Raw genomic sequence first — 17,675 nt, 5'->3', positions numbered from 1 at the left:
TCGTGCCGTCAGGCGGCCCGAGAAAGATGTGACAGCGGCTCGGCTATCGCCCGCGGAATATGGAGACAGGCCCTAGATGATCTGTTCCAAGGGCTGGGGTAGCTTGCGTTCCTGACTTGGTGCCCGATAGTTGGACGCCGTCGCGGTCGAGGAAAGCTCGAACCAGGGGCAACGAACAAACCAACCCACATGAGTCACAACAGCATCGCCCGCCTCAACAGTCGCACCAGTCACAGCGGTGGTCAGGTGGGAGTGAGGGCCGTTTTTCTTGCGTCCAGCGCTAGCAAATCGGCCTTCGCGTCAACCATGAACACCGCAAGGCGGACATTGATCATGGGACTGTCACGCACTTGACGTACGCGAAACAACACACGGCCTCCTGACGACCCGGCGGGTGCAACCCTTGGAAGAGATCATCTAGACGCGCAGCGTCTCGCGCCGCGGCCGGATCCGTGCCGGTGCGGCGCGCTCGGCATAGCTGGCGACGAACGCTCCGTGATAGCCGAACAGCGGTCCAAACCGGTGGTTGTCGACGCGAACGGAGATGCGAAATTTGCCGAGCGCGTCGTCGTACGACTCGCGGACCGTCGCTACACCGCTGACGAGCAGTGGCACGCCGAACGTCACCGGCCCCTCGGTCCACCTTTGCGCGCCGGTGCGGATGACCAAGTCACCGTCATCGACGGACATCGCCAGGTCGACGGCGAGGTGCTGGTGCGTGCCGAGATAGTCGACGACCGTGCCGCGTTCCTCGCTGTAGACCATCGTCGCGTCCCACCTGTGTGGCCGGTCGAAGTCGAAGGTACGGACGAAGGTGACCGTCTCGCGTCCGTACGAGTCGCGATAGGCGTAGTTCTCGATGACGAAAGGGACGTCCGCGCCGATCTTCGGCACCAGGATGTGCCGCCTGGCGCCGAGCGCGAGAAACGGCCGGGTGAAGGCCTTGCCGCGCCAGACCTCGTCCATCACGCCGGTGCCGACGCACGCGTGGCCGGACGAGAAGCCGAAGCGGCGCCGCAGCTGGGGATGCAGCCGGTCGAAGTCGGCACCGAGAGCGCGCTGGAAGATCGAGGTCACAGTTCCTCCAAGGTGGACATGACCGACGGCGTACGGGCGGCACGCCGGTCGGGTGGCTGGCGGCGGCACCGCCTGGCGGCGGGGGTTGTCGGCAGCGGCGGAGCGAGCAGCGCCGCGGCGGTCGCGAGGGCCGCGATCAGCGGTGGCGCGAAAAGCCAGGTCAGAGCGATGATCGCGAGCCGCACGCCGGCATCGATCAGCGCGCGGCGCAGTGAGACCTCAGGCGGCGTGCCGGTCTCCAGCCAGATCCGCAGCCGGTCGAACGACCACGCCGTGGCCCACCACATCAGCGGCCGGAAGACCAGGTCGACGATCCGCCCCCAGCCGGGCTGGTAGTCGTAACCGGTGACGAACCGGACGCCGTCAGCGGTCGGCACGTATCGCCAGAAGCCTGATCCCGAGCGGATCGGCGACAGCGGATGCGGCGAGCCGAAGCGCAGCACCGACGTACGCGTGCCGTCGCTGCGGACCCGCTCGCCGGCCGTGACACCGGTGCCGGCGACGCGCAATCCGAGTGCGCCGACCGCGTACCGAAAGCGCTGCGCCTCCCCGGCTGCGCGCGGCAGACAGTCGATCTCGGTGAACCGCAGATCCCAGCGCTGGTGCTGGTCCGGCAGCTGCGTACGCCGCCACAACTCGTCGAGGTCGCAGCGGATCGTCGTCTCCACGTGCAGCCTGCGCATCTCGCTCCTTAAGCAGTCGCTCAAGATGGACGATACCTGATTTGAGCAACCGCTCAAGAGGAGGTCGGTCCGACTGTCATACGCGCGGCGTACCGTTGGACGTATGAGGGAGAAGCTCGACATCATCCGCCGTCCCGGTCAGTTCGAGGTCGTCAGCGAATACCGGCCGTCCGGCGACCAGCCGGCCGCGATCAAGGGCATCGTCGAGCGCGTCAACGCGGGTGAGTCCAACGTCGTGCTGCTCGGTGCCACCGGCACCGGCAAGTCGGCGACCACGGCGTGGGTCGTCGAGCAGCTGCAGCGGCCGACCCTGGTGATCGCGCCGAACAAGACGCTCGCGGCGCAGCTGGCCAACGAGTTCCGCGAGCTCTTCCCGAAGAACGCGGTCGAATACTTCGTCTCCTACTACGACTACTACCAGCCGGAGGCGTACGTCCCGCAGACCGACACCTACATCGAGAAGGACTCCTCGATCAACGACGAGGTCGAGCGGCTGCGGCATTCCGCGACGCGCAGCCTGCTCACCCGGCGCGACACGATCGTGGTCGCCAGTGTGTCCTGCATCTACGGTTTGGGGACGCCGCAGGAATATCTGGACCGCTGCGTCCGGCTGAAGGTCGGCGAGGAGATCGAGCGCGACAAGCTGCTGCGCAAGTTCGTCGACGTGCAATACACCCGCAACGACCTGGCGTTCCAGCGCGGCACGTTCCGAGTCCGCGGCGACACCGTCGAGGTGTTTCCGATGTACGAGGAGCTGGCCGTCCGGATCGAGATGTTCGGCGACGAGATCGAGCGGATCTACTATCTGCATCCGCTGACCGGCGAGGTGGTCGAGGAGACCGACGCCGTCATGGTGTTCCCGGCGACCCACTACGTGGCCGGTCCGGAGCGGATGGAGCGCGCGATCCGCGGCATCGAGGCCGAGCTGGAGGAGCGGCTGGCCGAGCTGGAAAAGCAGGGCAAGCTGCTGGAGCTGCAGCGGTTGCGGATGCGGACGACCTACGACATCGAGATGATGCGCCAGGTCGGCTTCTGTTCCGGCATCGAAAACTACTCGATGCACATCGACGGCCGTTCGCGCGGTTCCGCGCCGTACTGTCTGCTCGACTTCTTCCCCGACGACTTCCTGCTGGTGCTCGACGAGTCGCACGTGACCGTGCCGCAGGTCGGCGCCATGTACGAGGGCGACATGTCGCGCAAGCGGACGCTGGTCGAGCACGGTTTCCGGCTGCCGTCGGCGATGGACAACCGGCCGCTGAAGTTCGAGGAGTTCCTGGACCGGATCGGCCAGACGGTCTACCTGTCCGCGACGCCGGGTCCGTACGAGCTGGGGCTGACCAAGGGCGACTTCGTCGAGCAGGTGATCCGGCCGACCGGCCTGGTCGACCCGGAGGTCATCGTCAAGCCGACCAAGGGCCAGATCGACGACCTGGTCGAGCAGATCCGGCTGCGCGCCGAGCGCGACGAGCGAGTCCTGGTCACCACGCTGACCAAGAAGATGGCCGAGGACCTCACCGACTACCTGCTGGAGCTCGGCGTCAAGGTGCGTTATCTGCACTCCGAGGTCGACACGTTGCGGCGCGTCGAGCTGCTGCGCGAGCTGCGCAAGGGGACATACGACGTGCTGGTCGGCATCAACCTGCTGCGCGAGGGCCTGGACCTGCCGGAGGTGTCGCTGGTGTCCATCCTGGACGCCGACAAGGAGGGTTTCCTGCGCTCGGGCACCTCGCTGATCCAGACCATCGGCCGCGCGGCACGAAACGTGTCCGGCCAGGTGCACATGTATGCCGACAACATCACGCCGTCCATGGAGAAGGCGATCGACGAGACCAACCGGCGGCGCGCCAAGCAGATCGCGTACAACGAGGCCAACGGCGTCGACCCGACACCGCTGCGGAAGAAGATCGTCGACATCCTGGACGGCATCTACGCCGAGGCCGACGACACCGAAGGCGAGCTCATCGGCGGCTCCGGCCGGCAGCAGTCGCGCGGCAAGGCGCCGGTGCCCGGCCTGTCGTCGAAGGCGAAGGCGGCGACGCCGGTCAAGACCGAGGGGATGGCGCGCGCCGAGATGGCCGACCTGATCCAGCAGCTCAACGACCAGATGCTGGCCGCCGCGCGCGAGCTGCAGTTCGAGCTGGCGGCGCGGCTGCGCGACGAGATCGCCGAGCTGAAGAAGGAGGTCCGCCAGATGGACCGGGCCGGCGCCGGCCGCTGAGTCTACGGGCGGCCGCGGCTGGGCATTGTCGCGTAGTCGGTGAAGCCGACGACGTTGCCGTACGGGTCGGCGACTTCGACCGTCCAGCCGGTCGCGACCTCGAAAGGCTCCGCGAGCGGTTGGACGCCAGCGGCGCGCAGGGATTTCGCGGTTGCGCGCGCGTCGCGCACCTCCAGCCAGACGCGGCCGCCGGCCGGCGTGCCGGCGCGTACGAGCAGTCCAGGTGTCTCGTCGCCGAGGCGAAACAACGCGATTCCCGGCTCGTCGAGGCGAAAGGCCAGCGGCAAGCCGAGCTTGTCGGCGTAGAAATCGACGGCTGTGTCGAGGTCGTCGACGCCGAAAAGTACGTTGTCCACTCCGAGCACGTTCACTGGTTCTCCAAACGTAGGTTGAAAAGCTCGACGGCATCGTCGAATGCCTCGGCGAGCCGGCGCAGCCGAGCCGGGTCCGCCTTCACGTAACGCAGGCGGACCGGACCGGCCAACGGTGTTTCCCGCAGCAGCCGGCGACCTTTCTTTGTCACGCGTACGATCCGGCGGCGGCGGTCGGTCGGATCGTTGGCCAGGCTGACGAACTCGCGATCGGCGAGCCGGTCGACGAGCTGGCCGAGCGTCGCCGGATGCATGGCCAGTTGGTCGCGCATCTCCTGCAGCGCGAGGTCGCCACCCCATTCCTCCACCATCCGCAGGATCGCCAGCTGTCCGCCGGTCACCTTGTGGCGGCGCTGCAGTTGCCGGTTGAACTCCGCAAACGCCTGATCAAGCCGAGCCCAGGCCCGAATGGCCGCCAATGCCTCAAGGTCCGTCACAGTTACTATGTATCACATAGTATCTGTCATCACTACGGTGAACGCGTGCGAATAGAGCGGAAGTTGGCTGAGTTGGGTTTGTCGCTGCCGGCGCCGTTGCGGCCGACCGGTGTCGAGCTGCCGTTTCCATGGGTGCGCGTCCATGGCGACCGTGCCTTCGTCTCCGGCCACGGCCCGCTGGCCGCCGACGGCTCACTCGCGAGGCCACTCGGCAAGGTCGGCGACCAGGTCAGTGCGGAGCAGGCGTACGACGCGGCGCGGCTGGTCGCGCTGGCGATGCTGTCGTCGCTGAAGCAGACGCTCGGCGATCTTGACCGCGTCAGCGCCTGGCTGCGGGTCTTCGGCATGGTCAACACCGCGCCTGGCTTCGTCCACACGCCGCCGGTGATCAACGGCTTCTCCGACCTGATCATCGAGCTGTGGGGACCGGAGGCCGGCAGCCACGCGCGGTCGGCGGTCGGCGTGGCGGCGCTACCGTTCGACATCCCGGTCGAGATCGAGGCCGAAGTCCTCATCGCCTGAGCGAATTGTCCGCTTGTCACCTTGTTGCCGGCCTGAATCGATCCGCCCGGTCAACAAGGCGACAATCGGACGCCGAATGCCGCGTCCGAATGCGACCGGCGAGAGTATTTGCGCTGGTCAGGCCACCTCGTCGGGGTCAGGCGAGGGCGGTGATGCCTTGGCCCGGCGCGTCCGGCAGGCGTACGGCGGCGCCGTCGTAAGACAGGCCGCCGGTGACCGGCGAGTGCTTCAGCCACCAGGCCGCGTCGAGGTCGACGGCGTATGGGCAGGCGGTCACGGTCGCCAGAGCCGCGGCGGCGCCGATGCCGACGTGCGTCTCCATCATCGAGCCGACCATCACCTGCACGCCGCTGGCCTCGGCGACCGCGAGCAGCGCGCGCGCCGGCCGCAGCCCGCCGGCCTTCGCCAGCTTGATGTTCACCACGTCCGCGGCGTGCCGGCGTACGACCTCCACCAGGTCCGCCGGCGACCACACCGCCTCGTCGGCGGCGACCGGCGTCGACACGCGTGAGCTGACGAAGGCGAGGCCGTCCAGGTCGCCGGCCGGCACCGGCTGCTCGACCAGCTCGATGCCCAGCTGCGCGTCCTCGAGCCGCGAGATGAGCCGTACGGCCGTGCGCGCGGTCCACCCCTGGTTGGCGTCCAGCCGGATGACGGCTTTCGGTGCGGCACGGCGGATCTCGGTCAGCCGAAGCAGGTCCTCGGCCTCCTCACCGCCGACCTTGATCTTGAGCACCTCGAAGCCCTCGGCGACCCGCTGGCGCGCCGCGTCGGCCATCTCGGCGACCGGCCCGAGCGCGAGCGTGACATCGGTCGGCAGCGGCCGCGGTGCCGCGCCGAGCAGCTGGCTGAGCGGTACGCCGAGGCGTACGGCCGCGAGGTCGTGCAGTGCGCAGTCGACGGCCGACTTGGCCGCGGTGTTGCCGACGATCGCGCCGGCCACCTCGCGGCAGAGCGCGTCCAGATCGGCCGGGTCGCGGCCGGTGACGACCTCGGCGAGCGGACCGGAGATCGCCGCCGCCATGCCGGGCAGCGAGTCGCCGGTGATCTTCCAGGTCGCCACCCCCTCACCCCAGCCGGACCGGCCGTCGGCGTCGACCAGCTCGACGAGCAGGCTGTCGACCACCTCGGTCCGCCGTACGGCGGTGACCCAGGGCGTGTGCAGGGGAGCGGAAACCTGATGGACACGAACTTCGGTGATGGTCACACCGGCACTCTACGACGAGGCGGGCCGGCACTCCGAAAATGACAATTAGGTATCAGAAAGCGGCAATTCGACTGTGATCTGTGTCGTTGCTTGGCGAATCGTGGATGGAACCGGGAAGATCGGCGCAGCTTGCCGCGATCCAAGACGGTGTGGATCGCGATCGACGAGGGAGTGGCCCGTTTGAGCTTGCCGCCGACAGACGCGGTGGACGCCGCGCCACCGACCGCGCGCAGCGCCGTTGTCGGACGTACGCCGTGGCAGCTGGCGTGGCAGCGGTTGCGCCGCGACCGGTGGGCTTTGGCCGGCGCGGTGGTGGTGCTTTTGTTCGTGCTTGTGGCGATCTTCGCGCCACTGCTCGCGGCGCTGGAGGGCCAGGACCCGTTCACTTACCACACCGAGCTGCTCGACCCGGTCCAAGGCAACGCGCCGCGCGGTGCGTTCGGTGGGGTGAGCGGCGGGCACTGGTTCGGCGTCGAGCCGCTGACCGGTCGTGACATGTTCGCGATCGTGGTCTACGGCGCGCGTACGTCCTTCCTGATCGGCGTCGCCGCGTCGCTGGTGGCCGTGGTGCTCGGCACCATCGTCGGCCTGGTCGCCGGACTGACCGGTGGCTTCGTGGACAGCCTGCTCGGCCGGATCATGGACGTGGTGTTCAGCTTTCCGTCGCTGATCTTCATGATCGCGCTGACCGTGATCGCGCCCGACTGGCTGCCGCGGCCGGTGCTGCTGATCGTGATCATGGGATTTTTCAGCTGGCCGACGGTCGGCCGGGTCGTACGCGCCCAGGTGCTGTCGCTGTCGCGGCGCGAGTTCGTCGACGCGGCGCGTACGCTCGGCGCGCGGCCGGCATACATCATGGTCCGCGAGCTGCTGCCAAACGTCGCCGCGCCGATCATCGTCTACAGCTCGATCCTGATCCCCGGCATGATCGGCACCGAGGCCGCGCTGTCCTATCTCGGTGTCGGCATCCCGCCGCCGACGCCCGACTGGGGACGGTCGATCAGCACCGCGGTGGAATGGGTGCAGACCGACCCGATGTATCTACTTTTCCCCGGCGGTGCACTGTTTCTGGCGGTGCTCGCGTTCAACATTCTGGGTGACGGCATCCGGGACGCTCTCGACCCGAGGCTGGCGCGGCTGTGATCCGATACGTTCTGCGCCGGCTGCTCGGCATCGTGGTCGTCCTGCTGCTGATCGCGATCATCACGTTCGTCGTTTTCTATCTGCTGCCGTCGAATCCGGCGCAGCTGTCGTGCGGCAAGCCGTGTACGCCGGACCGACTCGCCTCCGTGCTGCATTTCGAACACTTGGATTTGCCAATATATGTCCAGTTTGGCGAGTTCCTGGTGGGGATCGTCGCCGGTCGTACGTTTGGCGAGGGCGCCGGCGTGGTGCACTGCGCGGCGCCCTGTTTCGGTTATTCGTTCCAGCAGGGTGCGCCGGTGACGCAGCTGATCGGCGAGCGTTTTCCGGTCACCGCGTCGATCGCGGTCGGCGCGGCGATTCTGTGGTTGCTGATCGGCGTCACGATCGGGGTGATTTCGGCCGTACGGCGCGGAAGCCTGCTCGACCGCTCGACGATGGTGCTGGCCCTCGGCGGCGTCTCCGCGCCGACCTACCTGGTCGGCCTGCTCGGCATCCTGATCTTCGGCTTCGGCCTCAACATGGTGCCGGTCAACGGTTACGTGCCGTTTTTCGACGATCCGGTGCAGTGGGCCTGGCATCTCGTGCTTCCCTGGTGCACCTTGGCTTTCGTGTCGATGGCCGTGTACGCGCGGCTGACGCGCAACCAGATGCTGGAGGTGCTGGGGGAGGACTACATCGTCACGGCTCGGGCCAAGGGCCTGACCGAGCGGCGGGTCGTGATCGGCCACGGCCTGCGTGCCGTACTCGCGCCGATCGCCACGGTTTTCGGCCTGGATCTTGGCTCGTTGCTCGGCGGCGCGGTGATCACCGAGTCGGTCTTCGGCATGCAGGGAATGGGTCAGCTGCTGATCCAGGCGGTCAACCAGCTCGATCTGCCGCTGGTGGTGGGCCTGACACTGTTTTCCGGATTTCTGATCATCGTCGCCAACCTGGTGGTCGACGTGGCGTACGTCTTCCTGGATCCGCGGGTGAGTTATGAGCAGTGACGCACATCTGGCCGGCTGGCTGCGTGCTCTGGAGTCGCACAGCCGCGCTCGGGTGCGATGTTTCGGCGGCTTTGTCAACGTCGACGGTCCCGTTTCCTGAAAGGAATCCTCCGGTGAACAAAAGCCGGGCTTTGTTGGCCCTCACCGCCGCGGTCGCGCTGGTCGCGGCCGCCTGCAACGCCAATCCGACCAGCTCCACCAACGGCGGCGCCGCCACCAAGGGTGGCACGCTGCACATTCTTTACGACAATCCGACGCTGAAGGAGGATCCGGCGAAAAGCCAGAGCCTCGCGGTCAGCTCGATCCACCTGATCCTGCGCAGCCTGACCACCTGGCAGACCTCGCCGGACCAGCCGGCCAAGGTCGTGGGTGACCTGGCCACCGACACCGGCACGCCCAGCGATGGCGGCAAGACGTGGACCTATCACCTCAAGCCCGGTGTGCTGTACGAGGACGGCAAGAAAATCACCGCGCAGGACGTGAAATACAGCGTGGAGCGGACGTTCGCACCGCAGCTGTCCGAGGGTTTGGCGTATCACAAGACATTGCTGGTCGGCGGCGACAAGTACAAGGGCCCGTTCAGCGGCCAGGAGCTGCCCTCGATCGAGACGCCGAACGACAGCACGATCATCTTCCACCTGAACAAGCCGTTCGGCGACTGGCCGTGGATCGTCAGCATGCCGGCCTTCACCGGCGTGCCGAAGGCGAAAGAGGACATCGTCCACTATCAGGACCACCCGGTCGCCAACGGACCGTACAAGGTCCAGTCGGCACAGCAGGGCAGCAAGATCGTGTTGGTACGCAACGACAAGTGGGACCAGAAGACCGATCCGGTGCGTACGGCCCTACCTGACTCGATCGTGCTGGACATGGCGCTGGACGACACCGTCATCAACCAGCGGGTGATCGCCGATTCCGGCGCGGACAAGTCGGCTTTCTCCTTCGTCAACCTGCAGGCAGCGCTCGCGCCGAAGGTGCTCAACAACCCGCAGGTGAAGTCGCGGCTGGCGATCTCGCCCAGTGGTGCGCTGAAATACCTGGCGCTCAACACCCGCAAGGCGCCGCTGAACAATCCGGACGTACGCCGCGCGATCGAATACGCGGTCGACAAGAACGCCGTACAGATCGCCGCGGGCGGACCGGTCATCGCCGGTGACATCGCGACGACACTGATCGAGCCGGGCATTCCCGGCTATCAGAAGTACGACCTGTATCCGGCGCCGCCGGCCGGTGACCCCAACAAGGCCAAACAACTGTTGGCGCAGGCGAAGTTCACCCAGACCGCACCGCTGGTGCTGCTGACCGACAACGTCTCGTACAACGTGGCGATCGCGCAGGCCGTGCAGGCGTCGCTGCAGAAGGCCGGCATCAAGGTCACCATCAAGAGCGTCGACTACGACTCGGCGACGGCCGACTCGACCAGCGGCAAGCCGCTCTACGACATCTCGTTGACCAGTTGGCTGCCGGACTTCCCGAGTGCGCAGGGGTCGATCCAGCCGTTGTTCGCGAGCAGCGAGATCGGCAACAACGCCTACAACATCGCGCAGTATTCCAATCCGCAGGTTGACGCGGCGATCAACACGGCCATCGCGCAGACCGACCTGACCAAGGCCGGTCAGCAGTGGGCCGCGCTGGACAAGCAGATCATGCAGGACGCGCCGGTTGTTCCGTTGTATTACGCGAAGAACGCGTTTCTCCGTGGCTCCAACGTGGCCAACTTCTACCTGCCGCCGTATCCGCCGTATCCAAGCACGCTGACGGTCGGTCTCAGCAGCAGCAAGTAGGCCGGGGCGAGGGTGACGTTCCAGCGCGGGACGTCACCCTCTCGCGGATCTGCCTGTTCGGGCAGCGAACGGTGTCCACCGGATCCTTGCCCTCGGTTCACGCCGCTGGGACCGTTCCTAGCGTGACTGGTCAGGGTGGCAGGGCCGCGGATGACCAGGTGGCGGGCGGAGCTGACGACCGCCAAGACCCTGCCGGGCACCCGCCCGATGCTGATCGCCCTCCTTCCGGCGCCGGCCGACCAGGTGACCGCGCTGCGGATGCTCGACCAGGGGATGCTCGACGAGCAGACCGGGCTCGGTGGCCCCTGGTCGGAGACGCTCCAGGTCGCCAACGGGGCCGGTGTCTACGTGCCAACCGTGTTTCCGGCGACCTCCGGCTACGAGCTGGAATACCAGCGTACGGGCCTGGTCTGCACGGTCCGTATCAACGTCACCGGGGCCGGCGCCGCGGTCAACAACAACCTGGCGCGGTCGAAACAGATCTGGGAAGGCAACATCGAAAGGGCCTGGAACCGCCGGTACAAGCTCACCAACGCCAACCATGACATTCCGTTGATCTTCAACGTGAACTTCACCTCGTCCTCGGCGCACCACAACGTGACCGCACACGCCGGCGTACCCGTGTGGCCAGGGCTGAACATGACGAACTGGTTCGTCGACGACCCGTCGACCAACAGGGCCAACCGCGACTATGTCAACAACGCCGCGATCCACGAGTTTGGCCACATGATCGGCAACCCGGACGAATATCAGCTCTCGCAGGCGCATTACACCGCGACCGTCGGCACCAACCCGACGACCGACCCCAACGCCACCGCGACGCCGGACACGGCCGGTACGAACAGCTACACCAACACCAACAGCGTGATGGGCGGCCAGCTGCCGGGCACCAACCTGCCGGGGCCGGTGCAGATGCGGCATGTGCAGTTCATGACCACCTGGCTCAACGCGCATCGCAACGCGACCGAGCCAGCCTTTACGCTGGCCACCGCGTGAACCGAAAGGAGTGCTCGTGGCCGACGACCAGATCCGGTACGCCGCGTCCGGGGGGAGCCAGCGTACGGACGTGCGGCTGGCCATAGAGCCCGGCGGCACGGGCCGGTTGTTCGTCGGCTCATCGATGTCGCTGCCCACGGCCGGTCCGCTCGACACCCTTGGCACGTTCGAGGGAGCACTGGACAGCGGCGTGCTCTCGCGACTGCGGTCGTTGCTCGCCGGCGGTGCGCCGGTCGTGCCTGCCGAGCCGGCGATTCCCGGCTCCGTCGTACGCCATCTGGCCACCGCTGGGTGGGAGGTGATGATTCCCGGCTATGCCCCGGCGCCGCTCGACGAGGTGGAGTCGCTGCTTCAACAGGCCATCGCGACGCTGCTGGAGCATCCCGCCGAAGCCGTACGGCTGTGGATCGACCGCGACGGCGCGTTCGTACTCACAGCGGCGGGCGATCGGCCGGTCGAGCTCGGTTCGCTGGCGACGTTGCGAGGGACGTACGTCGTCCGGGACGCCGACGGCGCCGTACTGGCTGCCACGCCGGTCGTCGCGCCGTCCGACACCTCAGGCCGCCTGCTCGGTCCGGGTGAGTCGCTGCGGCTGCCGGCCGCCGAGGCCGCTTCCGGCGGGCTGTCCGGAGGCGTCGAGCTCGACGCGGTTATCGGAGGGCGCTCCTGCCGGCTGCTGCTGCAGGCCGCGCCCATCACACGTTAGGCCTCCTCGGCGCCGTCCGCGTCGAGGGTGACGCTTGGCGCCGCATTTCACGGCCGCCAAACGTCACCCTCGCCCTGGTCCTTACTTGACCGCACCCATGGACAGGCCGCGGACCAGCTGTTTCTGTGCGATCCAGCCACAGATGATGACCGGCAGCGAGGCCAGCGTGGCAGCCGCCGACAGCTGGGCCCAGAAAAGTCCTTCGCTGGTAATGAAACCGACCAGGAACACCGGCACGGTCGCGGCGCGCGCCGCGGTCAGGTTGACCGCGAAGAAAAACTCGTTCCACGCGAAGATCACGCAGATCAGCGCGGTGGCGGCGACGCCGGGAGCAACCACCGGCAGCATGATCTGCCGGAGGATACGCGGCAGGCCGGCGCCGTCGACCTGGGCCGCCTCGATGATGCCTTTGGGCACCTCAAGGAAAAACGACCGCATCATCCACACCGCGATCGGCAGGTTCATCGCGGTGTAGAGGACGACCAGCGTCCAGATGTTGTCCAGCATCGCCAGCTGCTTGGCGGCGACGTAGAGCGGCACGATGACCGCGGCCACCGGCAGCATTTTGGTGGAGATGAAGAAGAAAAGCACGTCCTGGGTCTTCTTCACCGGCCGGATCGACACCGCGTACGCGGTCGGGATCGCCAGCACCAGCACCAGCAGTGTCGACATGATGGTGGCGAAAGCCGAGTTGAGCAGATACGGCACGACGCCGCGCGCGAACACCTGCTCGTACTGTTCGAGTGTCGGCAGGAAAAACAGCCGCGGCGGGTTGGTGTAGGCGTCGCCCTCGGTCTTGAAGCCGGTGAGAAACATCCACAGCACCGGAAAGAAGAACCCGATGCCGATGATCCAGGTGAGAGCGGTGAGCGCGGTCGAGCCCGGCCGCCAGCGGCGGTCCGTACGAGGCGTGGTCATGATCCCTCCGCGGCGGTGAAGCTCTTGAAGATCAGCCGGAGCGCGACGGTCGCGACGATGATGGTGCCGACCACGACGACGACACCGAGCGCGGCCGCCTGGCCGATGTCGAAGCCGAGAAACGCGCGCTGATACAGGTAAAACGGCAGGTTGGTGCTGGAGGTGCCCGGTCCGCCCTGCGTCATCATGTAGATCTGGTCGAAGGTGTTGACGACGTAGATCGCGCCGAGCAGCACGCCGAGCTCGATGTAGCGGCGCAGATGCGGCAGTGTCACCGAAACGAAGGTCTGCCAGCGGTTGGCGCCATCCACCGACGCGGCCTCCAGCACCTCGTGCGACTGGCTTTGCAGGCCGGCGAGTACGAGCAACATCATGAACGGCGTCCACTGCCAGACCAGCGCGGCGATCACCGACGTCAGTGGAAACTCCGCGACCCAGGCGGTGTCACCGGCGCCGAACACCCGCAGGACCGCATTGACCAGACCAAAAGTCGGGTCGAACATGGTGGTTTTCCAGAGCAGCGCGCCGGCCACCGGCATGATCAGGAACGGCGTGATGAGCAGCGTACGCACGACGGCCCGGCCGGGAAACGCGCGGTCGAGCAACAATGCGAGGCCAATTCCCAGCAGCATCGCGACGATCACGCAGCCGGCGGTGATCAGGATGGTGTTCAGCGCGGCCTGCCGGAACACGCTGTCGGTGAACACCCGCGCGTAGTTTTCCAGTCCGACAAAGTGTTGCGAGCCGGGGCGGACCAGGTTCCACGACTGCACCGAGTAAAACAGCGTGAACAGGAACGGCAGCTGGGTGACGATAATGGCGAAGACCAGGCCCGGCAGCAGCGGCAGCCGCCGCGACCAGCCCTCTCGCCGGACCGTCTGTTTCTCCGCTCTGGTCAGCGGACGCATGCCGGTTGCGATGGTGGTCATCTGCACTCCCTATTGCCGGTACGTCTCGCCGACGGTCTCGGCGTATTGCTGCGACTGTTGCAGTGCCTGGTCGACGGTGATGTTGCCGGCGATCGCCGCGGCGATCTGCTGGCTCACCCGGGTGCCCAGATCCTGGAACTCCGGTATCCGGACGAACTGGATTCCCTGATATGGCACCGGTTTCGCGGTCGGATGCGCCTGGTCGGCGGTGCGCATCGCGGACAGCGTGGCCTCCGCGTATGGCTTGGCGATCGCCGCGTACCGCGGGATCTGGTAGGTGGACAAACGACTTCCCGGTGGCACCCGGGCCCAGCCGAGCTGGCTGCCGACGGTCGTCATGTATTTCTTGTTGGTCATCCACTGGATGAAGTCCCACGCGGCCTGTTTGTGTTGTGACGTCGACGGAATTCCGAGCGCCCAGGTGTAGAGCCAGCCGGAGGCCGGTGTCGCGACGACCGGCGCCGGCGCGTAGCCGATCTTGCCGGCGACCTTGCTGTTGGCCGGGTCCTCGATCGTGCTCACCATCGAGGTGGCGTCGTACCACATCGCCACCTGGCCCTGGCTGAACTGCGTGACACACTCGGAAAATCCGCTGATGGCCGCGCCTGGCTCGCCATATTTTTGTACGGTGTCGACGTAGAACTGGACGGCCTTGCGCACCTCTGGAGAGGTCAGCTGCGCGTTCCATTTCTCGTCGAACCAGCGCCCGCCAAAGGTGTTGATGACGGTGTCCAGCGGCGCCAGCACCTCACCCCAGCCGGGCAGGCCGCGCAGGCAGATGCCAGCGACGCCGCCTTTGGGGTTGTTGAGCTTCGCGGCCATCGCGGCGACCTGTGGCCAGGTCGGACGCGCCGGCATCGTCAGGCCGGCCTTGGCGAGAAGATCCTTACGATAAGCCAAAAACGACGACTCGCCATAGAACGGCGCGGCGTACATGCCGCCGTGGTAGGAAACGGACTCGCGGATCGACGGCACGAAGTCGTTGGCGTCGTAGCCGGCCGACATGTACGGCGTGAGGTTGGTCAGCCAGCCGTTCTGGGCCCACTGCGGCGCCTCGAAGTTGCTGATCATGGTGATGTCGTACTCGCCGCCCTGGGTCGCCACCGACGCGGTGATCTTGGCGCGCGCCTCGTTCTCCGGCAGCGTCACGAAGCGCAGGTGGATCTCCGGATGGTCGCGGGTGAACTGGCTGGACAGCTGAATGGCGTCCTTCATCTGCGGGTTGGCCACGATCGCGACGGTCAGGCTGATGCCGCCGCCGGCACCCAGAGCGCCGGCGCCGGCGCAGCCTCCGAGCATCAGCACGGCCGTGAGACCGGCGGTGATCAGGCGCCATCTGTGCGTGCGGGGGGTCTTCACAGGCGCTCCTCTTCGGTTGTGACCGGCATCTCTCTTGGTACGCCTCTGCAGGCACCGTACGGGCACGTAAGCGTTTACGCAAGCGTTTACGTGATATGGTCGCGCTGACCGTGGGGGTGGCGATGACCAGAAGCAAGCCGGCGGTGACGATGACCGAGGTCGCCCGCCTGGCCGGTGTGTCCATCGCGACCGTGTCGCACGTGCTCAACGGCACCAGGGTGGTGCGCGACGAGACGCGGCAGGCCGTACTGGCCGCGATCGCCGAGACCGGCTACACGCACAACGTGCTGGCCAGAGCCCTGGTCACGCAGCGGACGCGGTCGATCGGCGTGGTCGTGTCGGCGATCTCCAACCCGTCACTGGTCGAGGTGCTGCAGGGGATCGAGGCGGCGGTCGTACGCGCCGGCTACACGTTGCTGCTGGCCGACTCGCACGACGAACCGGACAACGAGCTGTCGGTCGTGCAGGCCCTTCACCAGCGCCGCGTCGACGGCCTGATCGTGGCGCCGTCGATCGACCCGGCGCGCACGATCGGCTACCTTGCCGACCGCGACGTGCCGGCTGTGTTCGTCGACCGGATGGTGGACGACCGGTTCGACCAGGTGGGACCGGAAAACGCGGAGCCGGTCGCCGAGCTGGTCGCGCACCTGGCCGGCAACGGCCACCGGCGGGTCGCGTTCGTACGCGGCCGCGCCGGTTTCAGCACGACCGTCGAGCGCGACGAAGGTTATCGGCGCGGTCTCCAGCGCTGCGGGCTGCCGGTGCTTGAGGACCTGGTCGTGGACGGCGACTCCGAGCAAAACGCTGGCTGCAAGGCGATGCACGCGTTGCTGGAGCTGGACGAGCGGCCGACGGCGGTGGTGGTCGGCAACAACATGATGACGATCGGCGCCGTACGCGCGATCCGCGAGGCCGGCCTGCGTGTGCCGGACGACATGGCGTTGGTGGCCTTCGACGACTTCTCGTGGGCCGCGGACTTCTCGCCTCGGCTCACCGTGATGGCGCAGCCGACGCACGACATCGGCACGCTGGCCGTACAACGGCTGCTGGACCGCCTCGCCGACCCGGCCCGCAAACCACACTCCGACCGGCTGGCGCCACGCCTCGTCCACCGCGACTCCTGCGGCTGCGACTCTTGATCATGGGAAAATGCCGCACGTTTCGGGTCCGAAACGTGCGGGATTTCCCGTGATCAACAAGCCGTGGCGAAGAGGTCGACCAGGTTGTCGCCGCGGACCGAGCGATGGATCATCACCGTACGTTGCCGCCGGTGCCGGTAGATGAGGCCGGCTCGCTCCAGATACTGGCAGTGATGTGTCATCGTCGTCGCGCTGCAGGCGGCCAGCGCGGCCGCGTCGCTCATGCTCATCGGCGCCGACAGTCCGCGCAGCAGCGTGGCGCGTACGGGTCCGATCAGGATGCGCAGCGGGTCGGATCCGCAGGCGGCCGGCGGCTCGCGTTCCCAGAGGTTGCCGATCCCGGGCACCGGATAGCCGATCCACACCAGGTCGGGCCGGTCCAGGTTGAAGGTGTTGGCGCCGATCCCGGACACCACCGGCACGAGTACGAGCGGCCGGCCGGCGGTTCCGGTGGCGACCGGGAAGGCGTCCGGCAGCAGGAGCCGGCCGTCGGAATAACGAAACCGGCTGCTCAGGCTGCTCAGCAACACGTCGACGGCGTCGGTCACGACGGCCGCGCCGATCCGGTCGGTCTCGGCGGCGAGCAGGCTGCGAGCGCGGCTCCACAGCCGTTGGGTCGCCGTCCACGCCTCGGTGAGCGCGGTCGCGTACGCGTCGAGCCAGCGGTGTGGCTGGCTGAGCACCGGACGCCAGCAGGCCGGCGGTCGGCCGTCGTACGTCTGGTCGATCTCGCCGACCAGGTTACTGGCCGAGACCGCACGTAACTCGGCCAACTGGTCGGCCATCGCCGCGTTGCCGGGCCGGCCAAAAGGTACGAGACAGTCAGGAACGGCGGACGACTCTCGCGCGAACAGTGGTCGCAACACGTCCGGATGCGACACGGCCGATCGGACCGTCGACCGTACGGCCTCCGGCGTCCCCTGCGACCGGCCGCCGATGCTGTCGGCGACCAGCGAAAACGCGCTGACCAACGGATTGATGGACACCTGCACCGACAGTGGTCCGGTAAGGTCGACAGAGGTGGAGAACGTCCCTGTCATGGTCACATCGCACCTTTCATCCGCCATGAAACCGTAAAGGCTGATCTCCGTCGTAAAGGCATCGACACGGTCCACGAAAGGCATCGCAACGTCAAGAGACTTTCCTTGCGTGACTGGAAATCGGCTGTGCGTCTTAGGTCACGCCAGCGGTGGTCCG

The 17,675-nt window shown here is 67.0% G+C and carries 17 protein-coding genes; 8 read left to right on the top strand and 9 right to left on the bottom strand.

The window, feature by feature from the left end:
• Positions 1-417: 417 nt before the first annotated feature.
• Positions 418-1,077, bottom strand: a complete 660-nt coding sequence (locus tag GNX95_RS07925; protein WP_163506464.1) for a DUF4166 domain-containing protein — start codon at positions 1,075-1,077, stop codon at positions 418-420.
• The gene (locus GNX95_RS07920; RefSeq protein ID WP_163506463.1) at positions 1,074-1,760 is read right to left on the bottom strand and encodes a hypothetical protein; all 687 of its coding nucleotides are present in this window, start codon (positions 1,758-1,760) and stop codon (positions 1,074-1,076) included. Before GNX95_RS07920 ends, GNX95_RS07925 begins: the two co-directional genes overlap by 4 nt.
• Before the next feature lie 103 nt (positions 1,761-1,863).
• On the opposite strand from GNX95_RS07920, the gene uvrB reads away from it, so the two are divergent.
• Positions 1,864-3,978 carry an excinuclease ABC subunit UvrB gene (uvrB, locus tag GNX95_RS07915; RefSeq protein ID WP_163506462.1) on the top strand — a complete coding sequence of 705 codons (2,115 nt, stop codon included), beginning with the start codon at positions 1,864-1,866 and terminating at the stop codon, positions 3,976-3,978.
• Between the two features lie 2 nt (positions 3,979-3,980).
• Here the strand turns inward: uvrB and GNX95_RS07910 are convergent, their stop codons facing one another.
• Positions 3,981-4,349, bottom strand: coding sequence for a VOC family protein (locus tag GNX95_RS07910; RefSeq protein WP_163506461.1), 369 nt, complete (start codon positions 4,347-4,349; stop codon positions 3,981-3,983).
• A complete protein-coding gene (locus GNX95_RS07905; RefSeq protein WP_222853459.1) occupies positions 4,346-4,786 on the bottom strand; it encodes a MarR family winged helix-turn-helix transcriptional regulator in 441 nt (146 codons plus the stop codon). Before GNX95_RS07905 ends, GNX95_RS07910 begins: the two co-directional genes overlap by 4 nt.
• 45 nt (positions 4,787-4,831) lie before the next feature.
• On the opposite strand from GNX95_RS07905, the gene GNX95_RS07900 reads away from it, so the two are divergent.
• Positions 4,832-5,308 (top strand): RidA family protein, encoded by a 477-nt coding sequence (locus tag GNX95_RS07900; RefSeq protein WP_222853458.1) that lies wholly within the window; start codon positions 4,832-4,834, stop codon positions 5,306-5,308.
• 136 nt (positions 5,309-5,444) lie between these two features.
• Here GNX95_RS07900 and GNX95_RS07895 read toward each other — a convergent pair whose 3' ends face one another.
• On the bottom strand, positions 5,445-6,515 hold the full coding sequence (locus GNX95_RS07895; RefSeq protein ID WP_163506458.1) for a dipeptide epimerase: 1,071 nt from the start codon (positions 6,513-6,515) through the stop codon (positions 5,445-5,447).
• 180 nt (positions 6,516-6,695) lie between these two features.
• Between GNX95_RS07895 and GNX95_RS07890 the strand changes: the two genes are divergently transcribed.
• The 5 genes from GNX95_RS07890 (at position 6,696) to GNX95_RS07870 (ending at position 12,133) form a co-directional block, all read left to right on the top strand.
• A complete protein-coding gene (locus GNX95_RS07890) occupies positions 6,696-7,658 on the top strand; it encodes an ABC transporter permease (RefSeq protein ID WP_222853457.1) in 963 nt (320 codons plus the stop codon).
• Complete coding sequence (locus GNX95_RS07885) at positions 7,655-8,647, top strand: ABC transporter permease (RefSeq protein ID WP_163506457.1); 993 nt, start codon at positions 7,655-7,657, stop codon at positions 8,645-8,647. Before GNX95_RS07890 ends, GNX95_RS07885 begins: the two co-directional genes overlap by 4 nt.
• Positions 8,648-8,760: 113 nt before the next feature.
• Positions 8,761-10,431 (top strand): ABC transporter substrate-binding protein, encoded by a 1,671-nt coding sequence (locus GNX95_RS07880; protein ID WP_163506456.1) that lies wholly within the window; start codon positions 8,761-8,763, stop codon positions 10,429-10,431.
• 150 nt (positions 10,432-10,581) lie between these two features.
• The gene (locus GNX95_RS07875) at positions 10,582-11,427 is read left to right on the top strand and encodes a hypothetical protein (protein ID WP_163506455.1); all 846 of its coding nucleotides are present in this window, start codon (positions 10,582-10,584) and stop codon (positions 11,425-11,427) included.
• 16 nt (positions 11,428-11,443) lie between these two features.
• Positions 11,444-12,133 (top strand): hypothetical protein, encoded by a 690-nt coding sequence (locus GNX95_RS07870; RefSeq protein ID WP_163506454.1) that lies wholly within the window; start codon positions 11,444-11,446, stop codon positions 12,131-12,133.
• Positions 12,134-12,214: 81 nt separating this feature from the next.
• On the opposite strand, the gene GNX95_RS07865 is transcribed toward GNX95_RS07870, so the two are convergent.
• Genes GNX95_RS07865 through GNX95_RS07855 form a run of 3 tightly spaced genes read right to left on the bottom strand, consistent with a single transcriptional unit; the run spans position 12,215 to position 15,339 of the window.
• Positions 12,215-13,051 carry a carbohydrate ABC transporter permease gene (locus GNX95_RS07865; RefSeq protein WP_163506453.1) on the bottom strand — a complete coding sequence of 279 codons (837 nt, stop codon included), beginning with the start codon at positions 13,049-13,051 and terminating at the stop codon, positions 12,215-12,217.
• A complete protein-coding gene (locus GNX95_RS07860) occupies positions 13,048-13,980 on the bottom strand; it encodes a carbohydrate ABC transporter permease (protein WP_163506452.1) in 933 nt (310 codons plus the stop codon). Before GNX95_RS07860 ends, GNX95_RS07865 begins: the two co-directional genes overlap by 4 nt.
• 9 nt (positions 13,981-13,989) lie before the next feature.
• A complete protein-coding gene (locus GNX95_RS07855; protein WP_484489524.1) occupies positions 13,990-15,339 on the bottom strand; it encodes an ABC transporter substrate-binding protein in 1,350 nt (449 codons plus the stop codon).
• A 122-nt stretch (positions 15,340-15,461) separates the two neighbouring features.
• Between GNX95_RS07855 and GNX95_RS07850 the strand changes: the two genes are divergently transcribed.
• Positions 15,462-16,478 (top strand): LacI family DNA-binding transcriptional regulator, encoded by a 1,017-nt coding sequence (locus GNX95_RS07850; RefSeq protein ID WP_163506451.1) that lies wholly within the window; start codon positions 15,462-15,464, stop codon positions 16,476-16,478.
• Between the two features lie 53 nt (positions 16,479-16,531).
• On the opposite strand, the gene GNX95_RS07845 is transcribed toward GNX95_RS07850, so the two are convergent.
• Positions 16,532-17,518 (bottom strand): helix-turn-helix domain-containing protein, encoded by a 987-nt coding sequence (locus tag GNX95_RS07845; RefSeq protein ID WP_163506450.1) that lies wholly within the window; start codon positions 17,516-17,518, stop codon positions 16,532-16,534.
• Between the last annotated feature and the right edge of the window lie 157 nt (positions 17,519-17,675).

The organism is Fodinicola acaciae (genome assembly GCF_010993745.1).
GTDB lineage: Bacteria > Actinomycetota > Actinomycetes > Mycobacteriales > HKI-0501 > Fodinicola > Fodinicola acaciae.
Note: the sequence above shows the minus strand (reverse complement) of the source record. Positions and strands in the feature narration are given on the sequence as shown.